General features: G+C 53.7%; 17 protein-coding genes. 5 read left to right on the forward strand and 12 right to left on the reverse strand.

From position 1 onward, the window contains the following. Positions 1-93: 93 nt before the first annotated feature. From ghrB to NG42_RS16600, 3 genes are all read left to right on the forward strand, one after another. Positions 94-1068 (forward strand): glyoxylate/hydroxypyruvate reductase GhrB, encoded by a 975-nt coding sequence (gene ghrB / locus NG42_RS16590; protein WP_052901044.1) that lies wholly within the window; start codon positions 94-96, stop codon positions 1066-1068. 130 nt (positions 1069-1198) lie between these two features. Further along, the gene (locus NG42_RS16595) at positions 1199-2452 is read left to right on the forward strand and encodes a valine--pyruvate transaminase (RefSeq protein WP_052901046.1); all 1254 of its coding nucleotides are present in this window, start codon (positions 1199-1201) and stop codon (positions 2450-2452) included. A 74-nt stretch (positions 2453-2526) separates the two neighbouring features. After that, positions 2527-3441: an EamA family transporter gene (locus NG42_RS16600; RefSeq protein WP_052901048.1), complete on the forward strand. Its 915-nt coding sequence runs from the start codon at positions 2527-2529 to the stop codon at positions 3439-3441. 43 nt (positions 3442-3484) lie between these two features. Here the strand turns inward: NG42_RS16600 and ibpA are convergent, their stop codons facing one another. Then, positions 3485-3901 carry a small heat shock chaperone IbpA gene (ibpA, locus tag NG42_RS16605; RefSeq protein WP_052901051.1) on the reverse strand — a complete coding sequence of 139 codons (417 nt, stop codon included), beginning with the start codon at positions 3899-3901 and terminating at the stop codon, positions 3485-3487. A 307-nt stretch (positions 3902-4208) separates the two neighbouring features. Between ibpA and NG42_RS16610 the strand changes: the two genes are divergently transcribed. Further along, positions 4209-4577, forward strand: a complete 369-nt coding sequence (locus NG42_RS16610) for a YceK/YidQ family lipoprotein (RefSeq protein WP_052901216.1) — start codon at positions 4209-4211, stop codon at positions 4575-4577. Here NG42_RS16610 and NG42_RS16615 read toward each other — a convergent pair. From NG42_RS16615 to yidA, 7 genes are all read right to left on the reverse strand, one after another. Then, on the reverse strand, positions 4558-5826 hold the full coding sequence (locus tag NG42_RS16615; RefSeq protein ID WP_052901054.1) for a YidR family protein: 1269 nt from the start codon (positions 5824-5826) through the stop codon (positions 4558-4560). The two genes, NG42_RS16610 and NG42_RS16615, sit on opposite strands and share 20 nt — an antisense overlap. A gap of 50 nt (positions 5827-5876) precedes the next feature. Further along, the gene (locus NG42_RS16620) at positions 5877-6809 is read right to left on the reverse strand and encodes a 2-hydroxyacid dehydrogenase (protein WP_052901057.1); all 933 of its coding nucleotides are present in this window, start codon (positions 6807-6809) and stop codon (positions 5877-5879) included. Next, entirely contained in the window at positions 6806-8116 is a 1311-nt protein-coding gene (locus NG42_RS16625; protein WP_052901218.1) for an MFS transporter, read from the reverse strand. Before NG42_RS16625 ends, NG42_RS16620 begins: the two co-directional genes overlap by 4 nt. 170 nt (positions 8117-8286) lie before the next feature. After that, on the reverse strand, positions 8287-9435 hold the full coding sequence (dgoD, locus tag NG42_RS16630; RefSeq protein ID WP_052901059.1) for a galactonate dehydratase: 1149 nt from the start codon (positions 9433-9435) through the stop codon (positions 8287-8289). Next, positions 9432-10049 (reverse strand): 2-dehydro-3-deoxy-6-phosphogalactonate aldolase, encoded by a 618-nt coding sequence (locus NG42_RS16635; protein ID WP_052901061.1) that lies wholly within the window; start codon positions 10047-10049, stop codon positions 9432-9434. Before NG42_RS16635 ends, dgoD begins: the two co-directional genes overlap by 4 nt. Further along, on the reverse strand, positions 10033-10914 hold the full coding sequence (locus NG42_RS16640; RefSeq protein WP_052901064.1) for a 2-dehydro-3-deoxygalactonokinase: 882 nt from the start codon (positions 10912-10914) through the stop codon (positions 10033-10035). Before NG42_RS16640 ends, NG42_RS16635 begins: the two co-directional genes overlap by 17 nt. Positions 10915-11089: 175 nt before the next feature. Then, a complete protein-coding gene (gene yidA, locus NG42_RS16645; protein ID WP_052901067.1) occupies positions 11090-11899 on the reverse strand; it encodes a sugar-phosphatase in 810 nt (269 codons plus the stop codon). 319 nt (positions 11900-12218) lie between these two features. Between yidA and NG42_RS16650 the strand changes: the two genes are divergently transcribed. Beyond that, positions 12219-12941: a response regulator transcription factor gene (locus tag NG42_RS16650; protein ID WP_052901070.1), complete on the forward strand. Its 723-nt coding sequence runs from the start codon at positions 12219-12221 to the stop codon at positions 12939-12941. A gap of 50 nt (positions 12942-12991) precedes the next feature. Here the strand turns inward: NG42_RS16650 and gyrB are convergent, their stop codons facing one another. The 4 genes from gyrB to dnaA all read right to left on the reverse strand — a co-directional run bounded on the left by gyrB (position 12992) and on the right by dnaA (position 19116). Then, positions 12992-15400 carry a DNA topoisomerase (ATP-hydrolyzing) subunit B gene (gyrB, locus tag NG42_RS16655; protein ID WP_052901073.1) on the reverse strand — a complete coding sequence of 803 codons (2409 nt, stop codon included), beginning with the start codon at positions 15398-15400 and terminating at the stop codon, positions 12992-12994. 17 nt (positions 15401-15417) lie between these two features. After that, positions 15418-16503, reverse strand: coding sequence for a DNA replication/repair protein RecF (gene recF, locus NG42_RS16660; protein ID WP_052901075.1), 1086 nt, complete (start codon positions 16501-16503; stop codon positions 15418-15420). Between the two features lie 110 nt (positions 16504-16613). Beyond that, positions 16614-17714, reverse strand: coding sequence for a DNA polymerase III subunit beta (dnaN, locus tag NG42_RS16665; protein WP_052901078.1), 1101 nt, complete (start codon positions 17712-17714; stop codon positions 16614-16616). 4 nt (positions 17715-17718) lie between these two features. Beyond that, the gene (gene dnaA, locus NG42_RS16670) at positions 17719-19116 is read right to left on the reverse strand and encodes a chromosomal replication initiator protein DnaA (RefSeq protein ID WP_052901081.1); all 1398 of its coding nucleotides are present in this window, start codon (positions 19114-19116) and stop codon (positions 17719-17721) included. Positions 19117-19490: the final 374 nt, after the last annotated feature.

Genomic DNA, 19490 nt, shown 5'->3' on the forward strand with positions numbered 1-19490 from the left:
CCCGCCTGAAAGCGGCCACCTCGTTAACACACGATCCAGGGCGGCATCCATGTCGCCCTCAGCACATTCAACTGCTTTAACAGGGAGAAACGCATGAAGCCTTCAGTGGTGTTGTATAAATCCTTACCTGACGATTTACGCCAGCGTCTTGATGAACACTTTACCGTGACCGAAATCAATGGCCTGACCGCGGAAAACCTGGAGAAGCACGCCGAGGCGTTTGCATCGGCAGAGGGAATTCTCGGTTCCGGTGGCAAAGTGGATAGCGAGTTTCTGGCGAAAGCGCCAAAACTGCGTGTCGCATCAACCGTTTCCGTCGGCTACGACAACTTTGATGTCGACGCGTTAAATCAGCGCGGCGTGCTGCTGATGCATACGCCAACCGTACTGACGGAAACCGTCGCCGATACCATGATGGCGCTGGTGCTCTCTTCCGCACGTCGCGTGGTGGAAGTGGCCGAACGGGTGAAAGCGGGCGAATGGCAAAGCAATATCGGTCCGGACTGGTTTGGTATCGATGTGCATCATAAAAAACTGGGTATTCTTGGCATGGGCCGCATCGGTCTGGCGCTGGCGCAGCGTGCGCACCTCGGTTTCAGCATGCCGATTTTGTATAACGCGCGTAAGCATCATGACGCGGCGGAACAGCGCTTCGACGCGCAGTATTGCGATCTTGATACCCTGCTGAAAGAGTCCGATTTCCTCTGCATCAGCCTGCCACTGACCGAGCAAACCCATCATCTGATTGGTCGCGAGCAGCTGGCAAAAATGAAGCCGAGCGCGGTGCTGATCAACGCCGGACGTGGCCCGGTAGTCGACGAACAGGCGCTGATTGAGGCACTGAAAGATGGCATCATTCACGCCGCCGGTCTGGACGTGTTCGAGCAGGAACCGCTGCCGGCTGACTCGCCGCTGCTGTCGCTGCCGAATGTCGTGGCGCTGCCGCATATCGGCTCCGCAACTCATGAAACGCGTTACGGCATGGCGAAAGATGCGGTTGATAACCTGATTGCCGCGCTGACCGGCAAAGTTGAGAAAAACTGTGTTAACCCGCAGTTGCTGAAATAATCTCGTGGCTCGGGCGGCGAAAACGCCGCCCGACAGTTTTTCAGATCCCCCGCCACACAATAGCCATTGCACCCCTTTTCTTCTGGCGTTAAGGTGACTCACCTTTGCGATAACAAATGATTTACACGCTATGAGCTTTTCCGTTTTTGGTGACAAATTTACCCGCCACTCAGGCATCACTCGCCTGATGGAAGATATGGGCGAAGGCTTACGCACTCCCGGTACAGTGATGCTGGGCGGCGGTAATCCGGCGCAAATTCCAGAGATGACTGACTATTTCCAGCAGTTGCTGCAGCAGATGCAGGATGAAGGCAAGCTGACTGAGGCACTGTGTAACTATGATGGGCCACGCGGCAAAACGGTGCTGCTGGATGCGCTGGCAGCGCTGCTGCGTGAACATCTTGGCTGGCAAATTTCGCCGAAAAACATCGCCTTAACCAATGGCAGTCAGAGCGCGTTCTTCTATCTGTTTAACCTGTATGCCGGTCGTCGTGCTGATGGCAGCAAAAAGCGCGTGTTGTTTCCACTTGCACCGGAATATCTCGGTTATGCTGACGCCGGGCTGGATGATGATCTGTTTGTTTCCGCAAAACCCAATATTGAATTACTGCCGGAAGGCCAGTTTAAGTATCACGTCGATTTCGAGCATTTAACCATTACCGACGATACCGGGTTGATCTGTGTTTCGCGTCCAACCAACCCGACCGGCAATGTGATTACTGATGAAGAGCTGATGAAGCTCGACGTGCTGGCGCAACAGCACGATATCCCGCTGTTAATCGACAATGCTTACGGCGTTCCCTTCCCTGGCATTATCTTCAGCGATGCGCGTCCGCTGTGGAACCCCAATATTATTCTGTGCATGAGCCTGTCCAAACTCGGCCTGCCGGGTTCCCGTTGCGGCATTATTATTGGCGACGAAAAAGTCATTTCAGCGATCGGTAATATGAACGGCATTATCAGCCTGGCACCGGGCAGTATCGGACCGGCAATTGCGAATGAAATGATTAAGCGCGGCGATCTGTTGCGGCTGTCTGACGAGGTGATTAAGCCTTTCTATCAGCAGCGCGTAACCGAGACGATCGCGGTCATTCGCCGCTATTTGTCCGCAGAACGCTGCCTGATCCACAAACCCGAAGGGGCTATTTTCCTCTGGCTGTGGTTTAAAGATCTGCCGATTACCACGGAAGTACTCTATCAGCGCCTGAAACAGCGCGGCGTATTGATGGTGCCGGGCCACTTCTTCTTTCCCGGGCTGGAACACGAATGGCCGCATACCCATCAGTGCATGCGCATGAACTACGTGCCGGACAGCGAAACCATTGAAAAAGGCATTAAAATTCTCGCCGAAGAGATTGAGCGCGCCCACGCGGAAGGGGTGTAAGCATCATAACCGGCAGCGTGCCGGAACAGCAAACCGCTGGCCTCGCCTGGGAGCGCGGATAGAAGGATAGACTTATGTCGGTCAAAGATATGTTGCTGGCTCTCTGTGTGGTGATGGCATGGGGCGTGAATTTTGTGGTGATTAAAGTCGGTCTCCACGATATGCCGCCCTTTCTTCTGGCCGGCTTGCGGTTCGCACTGGTGGCTTTTCCGGCGATATTTTTTATCAAACCGCCCAAAATTCCGCTCAGATCGCTGGTGATGTATGGCATGACCATTAGTTTTGGTCAGTTCGCCTTTCTGTTTCTGGCGATCAAACTGGGCATGCCAGCGGGTATTGCGTCGCTGGTGATTCAGGCTCAGGCCTTTTTCACCATTCTGCTCGGCGCGCTGATGCTGTCTGAAAAGCTCAAGTGGAACCATATTACCGGCATTCTGCTGGCCTCGGCCGGTATGCTGGTGCTGGCAGAAGGCGGGATGGCGAATCCGGGCGGCGGCGGTATCACGACCGTCACCTTGCTGCTGACCCTGGCTGCCGCGTTGTCCTGGGCGCTGGGTAATATCACCAATAAGCTGATTATGCGAAACCATCCGGTGCCGGTGATGTCACTGGTGGTATGGAGCGCACTGGTTCCGATCGGGCCTTTTCTCGTATGTTCATGGCTGTATGACGGCTCGCAGGCGATAGTCTCCAGCCTGACCAATATCAACTCAACCACCATTATGGCGCTGATTTATTTGGCCTTTATCGCCACGATTGTCGGCTATGCCATCTGGGGAAATTTGCTGAAGCGCTATGAAACCTGGCGGGTTGCGCCGCTGGCGTTACTGGTGCCGGTGGTGGGGATTGTCAGTGCAGCATTACTGCTGGATGAAACCTTGTCGCTGATGCAGATCGCCGGGGCGATGATTATTATCGCCGGACTGTTGCTGAATGTATTTGGCGGGATGCTGACGCCGTCGCGCATCAGGCGACAGCATCAGCAATAATTCAGCAGCCAGACGGTTGCTGGCTGCTGTAACGGCGAAACGATTAGCTGAGAATATCGATACGGCGTGGTTTCATGGCTTCCGGAACCACGCGTTCCAGATCGATATACAGCAGGCCATTTTCTAATCGTGCATCACGCACATGCACGTGCTCGGCCAGCTGGAATTTACGCTCGAAGTTACGCTCGGCGATGCCCTGGTAAAGATACTGGCGCTCAGGTTGCTCTTCAGCATGCGCACCGCGCACAATCAGCAGATTGTCGTGAGAGGTAATATCCAGTTCGCTCTGGGCAAATCCTGCCACGGCAATGGTAATTCGGTAGTGGTTTTCATCCACCAGCTCGACGTTATAGGGCGGGTAGCCGCCATTGCTTTGGCCCTGATTGGATTCCAGCAGGTTAATCAGACGATCAAAACCAATAGCAGATCGATACAGTGGAGAGAGATCAAAGTTACGCATAGTCATAGCTCCTGAATTTCAGCGAGTGAGTTAACAACCTTCCCCAATGGACAGGCTGTCAGCCACAAAAGCAGCACCCTGTCGGCGTACTCTTTTGTGACCGTGATTTAAGAATGGTGACAATCCTGCCGCTTTCAAGGCCTGGCCCTGTAAATTTTTTAACCATCTCGTGTTAAATGGCATACACTCAGCAGAGACATCGTTGAGAATCGAGCAAGAGTTACCACAGAGTAACCGGGAAGTTTCCCTGCTCGTCGGCGAGGAAACTCAGCCAGGCACTGCGTCCATGACTGAAGGGATAATTAAGATGAAAGCAATCAAGGCTTACCACTTAGCGGGTTTATTCGCTTGCTGTTCACTGGCAGGCACCACCGGTTGTTCGAGTGTGATGTCACACACTGGCGCCAGCCAGGGTTACTACCCCGGCACACGTGCCAGCGCCGCCATTATCGCCGATGACCAGACCAGTTGGGCGCTTAAGCCACTGGCGGTAATCGACCTGCCATTTTCCGCCTTAATGGATACGCTCTTGTTGCCGTGGGACTACGCCCGCTCGGATGATAATAAAGCGAAAGACTCTCCGCGCGAACGTGTGCTGCAAAGTGAAAAACTGTCGCAAACCTATGACAGCATGAATGAAAGCGCACCGCTGGCGGCTAACCAATCGCAGCCGTAAAGATTTGCCGGTAGCCGTTGATATCGCGCATATAAGCCACCTGCTGACCGTCTGGCGATATCACCACGGCATCACCGCTCGGTGCGCTGTCACTGCGTGACGTTAATCTTTGCATCTTCCCGCTGACGACCTCGCATAACATCACGCTGTTATCGCAGATAAACGCCAGCGCGTTACGTTTCGGGTGCCAGCTGAAAGCCGACTGAATATCACTGGCGCTGCGGGTAATCTGTTGCGGTGTGCCACCATTCGGCGAGACGGTCCACAGCTGGACAATGCCGTGATCATCTTTCATCAGAAAGGCAATCGCGCTGCCATCCGGCGAGGCGCGCAACCAGTGGCGCGGCTGGCTGACAAGCCCAGGATAGCGGCGTTCGGCGCTAAACGTCAGGCGACGCTGCTGCACGCCACGCGGCGGAGCCGGTAAGCGCGTCTCACTGCCTTCCAGCGGCCAGTCGCCCGCCAGCGCGTAATCCTGCATTTTTTCCGGCAGATCAACAATAAACACCTCCGCCAGCCTGTCACCTGCGCTGCTCAGCGTATCGCCGATAAACGCCAGCGCCCAGCGCTGCTGGCTGCCGTCCGGCTTGCGGTAGCCCTGATTGCCAACCCAACCCTCTTCGTAAGCGCGGTTAATCTCATCGCTTCCCGGCGTCGGTTTTGATCTGGTCTGACTGACCAGCACGCAGAAATGGCTGCCGTCATATTCCCGTGGATGCTGTTTGACCGGGCAGACCGCATGCAGCGGCACCGCCACGCCAACGTTACGTAAATCTTCGCTGGCATCCCATTCATGCATCACATGATCGTTATAGGTAAAACTCAGATGCGAGCCATCAGGACTGAACACGTGCACATGCGACCCCCCGCGCAACGCGCCTGGGGTAAAAGGCGCGGTGATATCACAGGCATCGAGGTTTTCCGCCTGGCCGTGCTGAATAATCACGCCGCGACGATGGTGAAAATCATACTTCCAGTGACTGTCTGGATGTTCCGGCCCGTGAATACAGACGTAGCGCGGCGGTAAATCAGGGCTGGCAGTCACCACGCCGACGTGCGCCCCCTGAGTGGCCTGATACAGCACTTCAGTCGCACCGGTGGCGCAATTCACCCGCTCAACCGTCAGGCTGGTAAACGACGCGCCGGACGGGCGCAGATCATAAACCAGCCACTGACTGTCGGCGGTCCAGACGTTGATATTGGTAAGCTGATGGTTCCGGTCATCAAAAGTAAGCTGTTTTTCCGTCATGTGTTTTACCCTTCACGGTGGTTCTGTTAAGGGTAAAACATTCGCTGCCATTAGGGTATCGGCGTGACCAGCGGATGACCGGCAAAATATGCCCGCACGTTATCCAGTACCCGTTGCGACATCGCCTGACGCGTCGACCAGGTGGCACTCGCTATATGCGGTGTGATCACCACATTGGCACGATTTTGCAGCGCCTCTGGCACGCGTGGCTCATCATCAAACACATCCAGCCCGGCGGCACCCAGCGTACCTTCGTCCAGCGCGGCGATCAGCGCCTGCTGATCCACCACACTGCCGCGCGAAATATTGATTAACGTGCCCTGTTTACCCAGTGCATCAAGTACCGGCCGATTAATCAGATGGCGGGTGCTGGCACCGCCTGGGGTGCAGAGCAGCAAATAGTCACTCTGCTGTGCCAGCGTCAGCAAATCCGGCTGATAGTGCCAGGGCGCATCGGCCAGCGGCGTGCGGTTGCAGTAAGCAATCGACATATCAAAGCCCTGCGCGCGTTTCGCCACCGCCATACCGATGCGACCAAGGCCGACAATACCCAGCCGCGACCCCGACACTTTGCGCGTCCACGGATAACCGCCCTGCGCCCAGCCTCCCTGCTGAATAAACTGTTGCGCCGCCACAATCTGCCTGGAGGTGGCCAGCATCAGCCCCATCGCCAGATCCGCGACATCATCGGTCAGCACCCCCGGCGTATGGGTGACTGCGACCTGGTGCTCACGCGCGGCCACCACATCCACGCCGTCATAGCCGACGCCAAATACCGCAATCAGCGCCAGGTTTGGGAGCGCGGCGATGAGTTCCCGCGTCACCGTGGCTTCGCCATTGGTCAGCAGCAACTGAAAGTCTGCGGCCATGGCGGCAAAATCCGCTGCCGTCAGTGTCTGATAGTCGATCAGCTGGTAGCGTTGTTGCAGTTCGGCGATTAACGGCGCGGGTAGCGCCGCCTGTAGCAAGATTTTCGGTTTCATTTTGGTGCCTGAGAGAGTGTGTTGGGGGTGGAATGGCGAGGCGGACGCGACACCAGAATGCCAATGATGCCGCCAATCATCAGCGCCAGCGCGACGATAAGCAGACCGTAGTGATAGCTGTTGGTCAGATCCTTGATTTTGCCGAGGATCGGCGGCAGACCAAGGCCGACAAAGTTGGCGACAGTATTGATAAAGGCAATGGAAGCGGCAGCAGCCACGCCAGCCAGTTTTTCCGTGGTGACCGCCCAAAAAATCGGCGTCAGCGCAAAGTTAAAGCCGACGGTTAAGATCAGCAGCAGATAGGAGAGCAGCAGACTGCCAGACCAGATGGCAATCGCCAGCGACAGGCCGGAAAATATCAGCGGTAATCCCAGATGCCATGAACGCTCGCCGGTTTTATCCGAATGACGGCCATTTAAATACATAAATAGGCAGGCAAAAATAAACGGCACCGCGGAAAGCAGACTGATAACAAAATTACTCTGCTCGGCGGCCATACTTTTTATAATTAACGGCATAAATAAGGTAATGCCGATCGATCCAAATGCCTGTAAGAACCACACCAGACTTAACAGCAGCACAGTTTTATTTTTCAGCGCGCTAAGCCAGGAGTGATTTTTTCCGATCTCTACGCCGACATTGTCCTGTTGCAATCGCTGCTGTAACCAGCTTTTCTGTTGCGGATTCAGCCAGCTGGCCTGCGCCGGTGTATCGGGTAAGCGCCACAACACCAGTACCCCCAGCACAACCGCCGGAATACCTTCAATGGCAAACAGCCAGCGCCAGCCAGCAACATCAGCAATACCGTGCATATTGAGAATCGCGCCGGAAACCGGCAATCCAATGATCGATGCGGCCACTGAGCCCATATAGAAAAATGACATGGCGCGAGCGCGGTTGCTTTTCGGAAACCAGCAGGAGATGTAGTAGATAATGCCGGGGGTAAAGCCCGCTTCCGCCATACCGAGCAAAAAGCGCATTACATATAACTGATTAGCCGAATGAACAAATGCCATACCGGTGCTGACGATGCCCCAGGTAATCATAATGCGGGCAATCCAGATGCGTGCGCCGACGCGGGTCATGATGATATTGCTTGGCAGCTCGAAAATAATATAGGAGATATAAAACATGCCGACGCCGAGCCCGTACATACTGGCGGATAAGCCTAAATCGGCATTCATCTGCAAGGCGGCTATCGAAATATTGGTTTTATCCAGATTGGCGACAAAATAACAGATCACGATAAACGGTATTATTTTGGCGTTGAGTTGTTTTAGCGTTGAGGAGTACAGGTCGGTGTTCATCATAACAACCTCTTTTATTCGCGTATCGCTAGCGGGGCAGCAGCAAGCCGCCCGCACACGACGCGAGGTTTATTAACCACTGGTGTTGTCCGTAATACGTCAGGCCTCGGCCAGACTGGCTGCAACTCGAATGATTTAAGCTATCTAAGAATTATTATTAGCTGGTTGAATTACCATTCTGCGACGGAACCATCGGGATAACGCCACAGTGGATTACGCCAGTCTGTCGCCTGCTGGCTGCGCTCAATCACCAGTTGCTCATTAATTTCCACGCCCAGCCCCGGTTTGTTCAGCGGTGCAAAATGGCCGTTGCTCATGCTGAAGTCCTCTTTATTGACCACGTAATCCAGTAGCTCAGCACCTTTGTTGTAGTGAATGCCCATGCTTTGCTCCTGGAACACCGCATTGCGCGAGACAAAATCCACATGCAGACAGGCAGCCAGCGCCAGCGGGCCGAGCGGACAGTGCGGTGCCAGCGCCACATCGTAAGCTTCCGCCATGCTGGCAATTTTTACGCACTCGGTTATGCCGCCCGCGTGAGACAAGTCGGGTTGCAGAATCGCCAGCCCACCCGCATCCAGCACGCGTTTAAATTCAAAGCGGGAATACATCCGTTCACCGGCAGCAATCGGCAGATGGGTTTGCGCGGCAAGGCGCGGATAATATTCCGCTTGTTCAGCCAGCACCGGTTCCTCAATAAACAGCGGGCGATACGGCTCCAGCTCTTTGATCAGTACCTTTGCCATCGGCGCATGCACGCGCCCGTGGAAATCGAGGCCAAACTCAATCTGGTTGCCAAAGGCTTCACGGATTTGCGCCACGGTATTGACCGCCGCATCGATTTTGCGCGAGTTATCAATAATCCCCAGCTCTTCGCACCCGTTCAGCTTAAACGTATCAAAGCCGATGGCGCGCAGCTTCCTGATGCCTTCAATCACCTCTGCCGGTCGATCGCCGCCAACCCAGCTGTAGGCCTTGATATTGTCGCGTACCAGACCGCCAAGCAGCTGATAAACCGGCACGCCCAGCGCTTTCCCTTTGATATCCCACAATGCCTGGTCGATACCGGCGATGGCGCTCATCAGAATCGCGCCACCACGATAAAATCCGCCGCGGTACATTACCTGCCACAGGTCATTAATCCGTGCCGGGTCCTGACCGATCAGATAATCAGAAAATTCATGTACCGCCGCTTCAACACTGCGCGCGCGCCCTTCAATGACCGGTTCGCCCCAGCCAACAATGCCCTCATCGGTTTCGATTTTCAGGAACATCCAGCGTGGTGGCAGGCGATAAGTGGTCAGTTTGGTAATTTTCATCGTATAGCTTCCTTATAAGCGTCTACAAAAGCCTGTGCTTTGGCGGCGGTGTGCGAAACCGGCTGGCCTGCGCGATACAGATCGCTACCCAGACCTGCCCCCGTGCAGCCCGCAGCCAGAAAGTCCTGCAGGTTTTGCGGCGTGACGCCGCCCACGGCAAACACCGGTATTTCCGGCGGCAGTACCGCTTTCAGCGCTTTGATGTAATCCGGTCCAAATGCTGACGACGGAAAAATTTTCAGCGCCTGAGCACCAGCCTGCAACGCGCTAAAAGCTTCAGACGCGGTGGCGCAACCGGCGGCAATGGTCATCTTTTTTTCTGCCGCGCGGCGAATCACGGCCGGATCGGTATTGGGCGTCACCACCAGTTGGCTGCCGATATCACTCAATATGTCGACCTGTTCGGGCGTCAGTACCGTGCCCGCGCCAATCAGCGCCTGCTGGCCATAGCGCTGCACCATCTGAGCAATACTGCGTTGCCACTGCGGCGAATTCAGCGGGATTTCAATTGCATCGAATCCGGCGGCAATCAGTGCGCTGACGTGCGCCTCCACCTCTTCCGGTTGGATACCACGCAGAATGGCGATTAATGGCAACTTAGTCGGCCAGTTCATCGGCAATACTCCTTATTCCATGCTGGAAAGCGTCATCACCACCCAGTCGTTGCGCCGGAATACCGGCAAATGTCATCGCCTGTTGATAGCGCTCTGCCAGCGAGCCGTCGGCAATCAGCGTTAGCGGCTGGCGACGATTCAGGGCGAATTGCTGCTGCATTTGCGCGACTTCGTGGCCAATCAGCAGGCCGGACAGGAATTCACTGGTCGATTCAGCGGGACGTGAACCCAGCACATGTGCGGCACGCACTTCAAACAGACGCGAGAGAATACTGCGGTCGTTACAACCGGTTTCCAGCCCATCGCGGAATGCAGCGTTATCAGGCTGCTGTGGCGGCAGCCCGGCACCCAGCAGGGAATGTTGCAGCAGCAGATGATGCAGTTCGCCGGTCATCACGCTGCGAAAATCATGGACGGTATCGCCGTCAGCCTGCACCCATTTGGCATGGGTGCCGGGCAGCACATAGGTTGTCGCGGCCGCGAGGTTTACCGCCCCCAGGAGCTGGGTCTCTTCACCCCGCATAATATTGTGATTATCACGGCGTTCGAGGCACAATCCCGGCACAATCCACGCTTTTCCTGCCACACGATTCAGGCGCGTCGCCAGCTGCGTTAGCGAAACCGGACAGGGCAAATAGGGAACCGCCTGCCAGCCAGCATTGCTGCCAACCATACCGGCCATCACCACCGGAAGCTGATCCACCGGCCAGCCTTCGGTCACGCTGGCAAACACCTCTGCCGGGCTGCGACCTGCAAGCCGGGTAACGCCCGCTTCTGAACGCCGCTGATCAATGCATTCACCCTGCCGGTAATGCCAGGCACGCAAATGGGTTGAGCCCCAGTCGATAGCGATATAGCTGGTCACATCATGTCCTTAAATCGTCATAACGGGATGATGCGACCATTGTAGTACTACATTAATATATTGTACTACAATGCAGATCACAAAACGGACAGCCCGCTAACAGAGATTTAGCAAGCAATATTCAGGTCGGATTGGATAACGGGCCACGCGACGTGACCCGGAAATAAGGCAGGAATTACAGAACGAACTTCTCAATAGCGTGCGCGACACCCTCTTCCATATTGGTTTTAGTGACAAACTGACTGATGGCTTTTACCGAATCAATACCATTGCCCATCGCAACACCAGTGCCGGCAAATTCCAGCATCGCCAGATCGTTCTCCTGATCGCCAATCGCCATCACTTCATCGCGCGACAGACCCAGCTGGTCGGCCAGCGCTTTAACTCCGGCACCTTTATTAACTTGTTTATGAAGAATTTCCAGATAATAAGGCGCGCTTTTCAGAATGGTATAATTCTCGCGTGCTTCCGGCGGCAGGCGCTTAATCGCTTCGTCCAGAATCTCCGGCGGATCGATCATCATCACTTTCGGGAAAGTCAAGCTGCGGTCCATCTCTTCCACGCTGCGATAGCGCAATGGAATGCCGGTCAGCGACGCCTCATGGATGGTAAATTCACTGATATCTTTGTTTGCGGTATACAACAGTGATTTATCCAGCGCCTGGAAATGAACGCCCAGCTGACGAGAAAGTTGCTCAAAATAGAGATAATCAGCAAACGAGAGGGTCACTTCGGCGATACAGTCACCATTAACCGCGCGCTGCACCAGCGCACCGTTGTTAGTAATACAGAACTGACCTTCCTGCTGCAAATCCAGCTCCATCAGGTAACGCTGTACGCCGATAAAAGGTCGTCCGGTTGCCAGTACCACATGCACACCTTTGTCCCGGGCCTGGCCAATCGCCTCTTTCACGCGCGGCGTAATCAGGTGTTGATGGTTAAGTAACGTGCCATCCATATCAATTGCAATCAGTTTTATCGCCATAACATCCTCGTCAGATCACGGTTTGTTGTTCATGCTAGCGCGATCCCGCTCACATTGACCAGCCTGATTAATGCGGAATATGTGACAAGTGTCTGATTGGCTGACAGCACTTCGCACTTATAACGGACAAAGAAACTCCTGCGTATTAAAAACAAATAAAATATATAAAAAATCGCACTGCGGAAAATAAAAATCTGTTAATTTCCCTAATCTTCACCGATCTTTCACGTAAGTTAAACAAAATGTGATAACTCGCAGTGATGAAGTTATGTACTATCACCGTTCGAGTTTGCAGGACGTAAGCACAGGCCAATGAGTGATGATGGGATCAAAAAAGATATTAATTGTAGAAAATGACAGCAACATCGCTGAACTTCTGCAACTTAATATACGCAACGGAGAATATGAAATCAGTCACGCGACTGATGTGAATTCTGGCGTCTTGTTACTGGAACAGGGGGGCTGGGATGCCTTAATTTTAGATCTTATGTTACCGGGGGTTGATGGCCTTGAAATGTGTCGCCGCGCACGCCTGATGCCCAATTACACGCCGATTATTATTATCAGCGCACACTCCAGTGAGGTTCATCGGGTATTAGAGCTGGAGCTGGGCGCAGATGATTACCTGACCAAACCATTTTCGATGCTGGAACTAATGGCGCGTATCAAAGCACTGTTTCGTCGCCAGGAAGCGATGACCACCAATCTGCGCAGAGAAGCGGGAAAATTAAATATCGCTGACCTGACTATCGACCCGATTTCGCGTGAAGTGCAGCTGCTTCAACGCAATATCGATCTCACGCCGCGTGAATTTGATCTGCTCTACCATTTTGCCAAAAACCCCGGGAAGGTATTTTCCCGACTCAATCTGCTGAATCAGGTCTGGGGTTATCAGCATGATGGTTACGAGCATACAGTGAATACCCATATCAACCGGCTGCGGATCAAAATCGAGGCTAATCCGAGCGCACCTGAACGTATTCTGACTGTTTGGGGCAAAGGCTATAAATTTGTGTTACCCCCTCCGGAAATACAGGAGTAAAAAAAAGGAACGGCAGTTGCCGTTCCTTTTTATCCACGTTACCGCGGCGATTAAATATCGATATTCGCCGCTTTTAGCGCATTCTCTTCAATAAATGCACGACGCGGTTCAACCGCATCACCCATCAGGGTGGTGAACAGCTGGTCAGCCGCGATGGCATCTTTTACCGTCACGCGTAACATACGACGGCTGTCCGGATCCATGGTGGTTTCCCACAGCTGATCCGGGTTCATCTCACCCAGACCTTTATAGCGCTGTACGGAAAGCCCACGACGTGATTCTTTCACCAGCCACTCCAGTGCCTGCTCAAAGCTGGCAATCGGCTGACGACGCTCACCACGTTCGATAAAGGCGTCTTCCTCGATCAGGCCACGCAGTTTCTCACCCAGCGTGCAGATTTTGCGATATTCGCCACCCAGCATAAATTCGTTATCCAGCGGATAATCGGTATCGACACCGTGGGTACGAATGCGCAGCACCGGTTCGAACAGATGCAGTTCACGATTTTCACGCACTACCGCATTGTAGGTACTGCCATGCTGCTCTTTCTCATTGAGGTAAATCACCAGACTTTCGATCCAGCTCTGCACCGCAGTTTCATTGCTCAGATCGCTTAAAGTTGGATGATAAATCAGGGAATTAAGCAACGCGACCGGGAAACGACGCTCCATACGCTTAATCATTTTCTGCGTACTGTTGAACTCAGCCACCAGCGTTTCCAGTTGCTCACCACCCAGTGCCGGTGCATCGGCATTGGTGTGCAGTGTCGCGCCGTCCAGCGCGATAGCGATCTGATACTGGTCCATCGCTTCATCGTCTTTAATGTACTGTTCTTGCTTGCCTTTTTTTACTTTGTACAGCGGTGGCTGGGCAATGTAAACGTGGCCACGCTCAACAATTTCTGGCATCTGGCGATAGAAAAAGGTCAACAGCAGCGTACGGATGTGCGAGCCGTCGACGTCAGCATCGGTCATGATGATAATGCTGTGATAACGCAGCTTGTCCGGGTTGTATTCGTCGCGGCCAATGCCACAACCCAGCGCGGTGATCAGCGTGGCGACTTCCTGCGACGAGAGCATTTTGTCGAAACGCGCTTTTTCAACGTTAAGGATTTTACCTTTCAACGGCAGAATCGCCTGGTTTTTACGGTTACGACCCTGCTTAGCGGAACCGCCTGCAGAATCACCCTCCACCAGGTAGATTTCGGACAACGCCGGGTCGCGCTCCTGACAATCCGCCAGTTTGCCTGGCAGACCAGCCAGATCCAGCGCGCCTTTACGGCGGGTCATTTCACGCGCACGACGTGCGGCTTCACGGGCACGCGCAGCATCAATGATTTTGCCAACAACAATTTTCGCGTCAGACGGATTTTCCAGCAGGTATTCAGCCAGCAGTTCGTTCATCTGCTGCTCAACCGCCGATTTCACTTCAGAAGAGACCAGTTTGTCTTTGGTCTGTGAAGAGAATTTCGGATCCGGCACTTTAACCGACACGACTGCAATCAGGCCTTCACGCGCATCGTCACCGGTCGCGCTGACTTTGGCTTTCTTGCTGTAGCCTTCTTTATCCATATAGGCGTTCAGCGTACGGGTCATCGCCGCACGGAAGCCCGCAAGGTGGGTACCACCATCGCGCTGTGGAATATTGTTGGTAAAGCAGTAGATGTTTTCCTGGAATCCATCGTTCCACTGCAGCGCCACTTCCACACCAATGCCATCTTTTTCCGTAGAGAAATAGAACACGTTCGGATGGATTGGGGTTTTGTTTTTGTTCAGGTATTCAACAAACGCCTTGATACCACCTTCATAGTGGTAGTGGTCGTTCTTACCGTCACGCTTATCTTCCAGACGAATCGAGACGCCGGAGTTCAGGAAGGAGAGCTCACGCAGACGTTTCGCCAGGATTTCATATTCGAAATCAGTGACGTTGGTAAAGGTTTCATGACTTGGCCAGAAACGCACGCGAGTACCGGTGGCTTCAGTTTCACCCGAAACGGCCAGCGGTGACTGCGGCACACCGTGCACGTAAGTCTGCTGATGGACTTTGCCATCGCGACGAATGGTCAGTTCCAGTTTTTGCGACAGGGCATTAACTACCGAAACGCCCACGCCATGCAGACCGCCGGAAACTTTGTAGGAGTTGTCATCAAACTTACCGCCAGCATGCAGTACCGTCATGATGACTTCAGCAGCAGAAACACCCTCTTCTTCATGGATGCCGGTAGGAATACCACGGCCATCATCCTGTACGGAGACAGAGTTATCAGCATGAATTGTAACGGTGATATCGCTACAGTGCCCGGCGAGTGCTTCGTCGATGGCGTTATCCACAACCTCGAATACCATGTGATGCAGACCGGTGCCGTCATCCGTATCGCCGATATACATACCCGGGCGTTTGCGTACCGCATCAAGCCCTTTCAGAACTTTGATACTTGAGGAGTCATAAGAATTCGACATCAACGTTTCTCGCTCATTTAATCTTCAGGTTGAACTGCTATTTTACCCTGTTCCACGTGGAACATCTTGCCCTTTTCATCAGTCATATCGATGACGTGTTCCGAACCGATGGCACTGACAAAAACCTGGGCCTGAGTGGCCTTCAGACGCGCCGCTAACAGGCGGCGACGACTCTCGTCCAGCTCAGAGGCAAAATCATCTATCAGATACAGGCAACGTCGCCCGTTCTGTCGGGTGAGAAACTCACCCTGCGCCAGGCGTAAAGCGCACATCAGCAGCTTTAATTGCCCGCGTGACAGTAAATCTTCCACCGGCGTCCCTTCAGCACGAATGCGGAAATCGGCTTTATGCGGGCCGCTGGCGGTATACGTTAACGCCCGATCGCGCTCAAACTGCCTTTCCAGCAGCCCGGCATAGTCACTCTCTTTATCCCAGCCGCGCTGGAAAGAGAAACTCAGTTGAAACTCAGGCAAAAATTGTGCGCAGGTGGCGGTAATATCCGCCGAGATCGCTTCACTGTATTCTGCACGCCAGCGGCTTATCTGCTCCGCCAGCGGTGCCAGCTCCTGATCCCAGGCGCGAATCTGTTGATAGCGTGACACCTGCCGCAACGCGGCATTGCGCTGTTTCAACAGTCGACGCAGGTTGCTCCAGGCGGTAAAGAACCCCGGCTCATTATGGAAACAACCCCAGTCAATATAGGCACGGCGGTACTTAGGCCCACCGTTGAGTAAGGTAAAACCTTCGGGAGTGATCAGCTGCATCGGCAACAGTTGCGCCAGCTCAGCGACTTTATGGCCGTCACTGCCGTCAATGCGCACTTTGCTGTCACCCTGACGATTTTTCGTCAGGCCCACCGACATTTCACGCCCGGCGGAGTCAATACGACCATGCAGCACAAACGCATCCTGCTCATGGCGAATCACACGTCCGGCCTGCAAGCTGCGAAAGGCGCGACCATGACCCAGGGTATAGATGGCTTCAAGCACGCTGGTTTTGCCACTGCCATTGGCGCCAACTAAAAAGTTAAAACCTGGCGCAAGCGCAAGATCCGCATTTTCGATATTGCGGAAGTCTTTGATAAGAAGGCGGGTTAAAGCCATAAATGAAGAAATTCCGCTGACTTGTAGTGGAGCCGTTATCGGCTCCCTTATCATGACTGGCACGGTGCAAAGTCTCGGCACGGGAGGCGAGAACGCCTCCCCTACGATAATTACAAGCGCATCGGCATGACGACATAGGCCGCCGACTGACTGGCGGCATCTTCGATCTGCACGCTGGAAACTGAATCGGTCAGCAGTAAACGCACGTTTTCACATTTCAGTGCATTAAGCACATCCAGCACGTAACTGACGTTAAAGCCAATTTCCAGATCGGTGCCGCCGTAGGTGACGTCGAGAATCTCTTCCGCTTCTTCCTGCTCGGGGTTATTCGCGGTAATTTTCAGCTGATTTTCGCTGATATACAGGCGAACACCGCGGAACTTCTCATTAGAGAGGATCGCGGCACGGGCAAACGCCTGCTTCAGCAGATCGCAGCCCGCATCCAGCGTTTTGTCCGGGTTTTTCGGCAGTACGCGACGATAGTCGGGGAAGCGACCATCCACCAGTTTGGAGGTGAAAATAAAGTCACCGACATGGGCACGGATGTTATTGCTGCCAATCTGCACCTGCAACGGCGTTTCACCACCATCCAGCAGACGTACCAGCTCAATCACTCCTTTACGCGGCACGATCACCGAATGGTTTGGCAACGACTGGCCGACCGGCATCGAACAAACCGCCAGGCGGTGGCCGTCGGTGGCCACAGTACGCAGCTCTTCACCTTCAGTTTCGAACAGCATACCGTTCAGGTAGTAACGAACGTCCTGATGCGCCATGGAGAACTGCGTGGCTTCAATCAGGCGTTTCAGCGTGGCCTGTGGCAGGGTGAATTCAACTTCACTTTGCCAGTCATCAAGATTCGGGAAGTCGCTGGCAGGCAGCGTCGACAGCGAGAAGCGGCTACGCCCTGAGCGCACCAGCATTCTGTCGCCTTCCAGCACCACGGTGATTTCTGCGCCTTCCGGCAAGCCGCGGCAGATATCAAAAAATTTGCGCGCCGGTACGGTGGTGGCGCCCGGTTCATGCGGCTGCGCCAGCGCCACCCGCGCTACCATTTCCATTTCTAAATCTGTACCGGTCAACAGCAGGCTGCCTTCATTAACCTGCAGCAGCAGGTTACCAAGAATAGGCAGCGTTGGGCGGCCACCTAACGGGCTGCTGACTTGCTGTAACGGTTTAAGTAAATGCTCGCGTTCTACAATAAATTTCATAGCGTCAGGAAGATAATGTTCTGATTAAATTTGAGAAATCTTCTTTAATGTCGTGACTCTCTTCGCGTAGCTGCTCGATTTTACGGCAGGCATGCAGCACGGTCGTGTGGTCGCGACCCCCGAAAGCATCACCGATTTCCGGCAAACTGTGGTTGGTCAGCTCTTTCGCCATCGCCATCGCCATCTGACGCGGACGCGCCACTGAACGAGAACGACGTTTGGAGAGCAGATCGGCCACTTTGATTTTGTAATACTCGGCCACTGTCTTCTGAATATTGTCGATAGTGACCAGTTTTTCCTGCAGCGCCAGCAGATCGCGCAGCGCTTCGCGCACAAAATCGATGGTGATCGCACGGCCAGTAAAGTTGGCGTTAGCAATCACACGGTTCAGTGCCCCTTCCAGCTCGCGCACGTTGGAACGCAGACGCTTGGCAATAAAGAACGCCACTTCGCCCGGCAGGCGAATGTCATTTTCGTCGGCTTTCTTCATCAGAATCGCCACGCGCGTTTCCAGTTCCGGTGGCTCGATAGCGACCGTTAAGCCCCAGCCAAAACGCGATTTCAGACGATCTTCCACGCCGTTGATCTCTTTTGGATAGCGATCCGACGTCAGGATGATCTGCTGATTGCCTTCCAGCAGGGCATTAAAGGTATGGAAAAACTCTTCCTGCGAGCGTTCTTTATTGGCGAAGAACTGAATGTCATCGATTAGCAGCGCATCGACAGAGCGATAATAGCGCTTGAACTCTTCAATGGCATTATTTTGCAGCGCTTTCACCATATCCTGCACAAAACGCTCGGAGTGCATATAAACCACTTTGGCATTGGGCTTACGCGCCATGATGCCATTACCTACCGCATGCAGCAGGTGAGTTTTACCCAGGCCGGTACCGCCATAAAGGAACAGCGGGTTGTAAGCACCACCGGGATTATCGGCAACCTGACGTGCGGCTGCGCGCGCCAGCTGGTTCGATTTACCTTCGACGAAGTTATCGAAGTTATGTTTGGTATTGACGTTCGAGCGGTAAGACAGCTCCGCAGGAGCCGGAACATTGTCCCAGCTCGGGCGTGAAGGTGCCGGACGCACGCCTGCCGGAGCAGGTGGCGCACTGACGCTGGCGGTCGCCGCCACCGGTTGACTGATGGTTTGAGTCACAGGCTTACTGCCAACTTCAAAACGCAGTAATGGTGCATCCGTGCCACAAAACTCATTTAGTAGTCCGTTGATATTATTCAGATACTTATCACGAACCCAGTCGAGTACAAACCGGTTAGGTGCATACAAGGCCAGTGTATTGTCATTCAGTTCAGCCTGTAACGGGCGTATCCACATGCTGAATTCTGTGGCAGGTAGCTCATCCTGCAGACGGGCAAGACACTGTTGCCAAAGCGAAAGTGACACGGCGGACTCCACTCGAACAAAATCGATAAGAAAAAAGGCGCTGAAACGATAAATTCATCATTGTTGACGCATGCAGACGATACGCATACGAACCGCTATCTGCGGTTAATCCCGATCACGATCGCTGATTGGATCGTTAGCGGAAGGGCGGATCATAGCGCAAAGCGCGCCAGAGATCTTCACTTTCTACACAGTTTTTATCCATTTTATCCACAGGACAGCATCGCGCCGATAAGTTTACGCCAACCCGCTCAAAAGGCATTCAGGATCGTCTGTATTCGATGATTTTTCTTGGTGCCATCACGTTATTTCCGCAAATTCCCTGCAATCGATCACGATTAGATCCTGGTCGATCCTTGCGCTTTATAATGGAC

Source organism: Winslowiella iniecta (genome assembly GCF_001267535.1).
GTDB classification, from domain to species: domain Bacteria; phylum Pseudomonadota; class Gammaproteobacteria; order Enterobacterales; family Enterobacteriaceae; genus Erwinia; species Erwinia iniecta.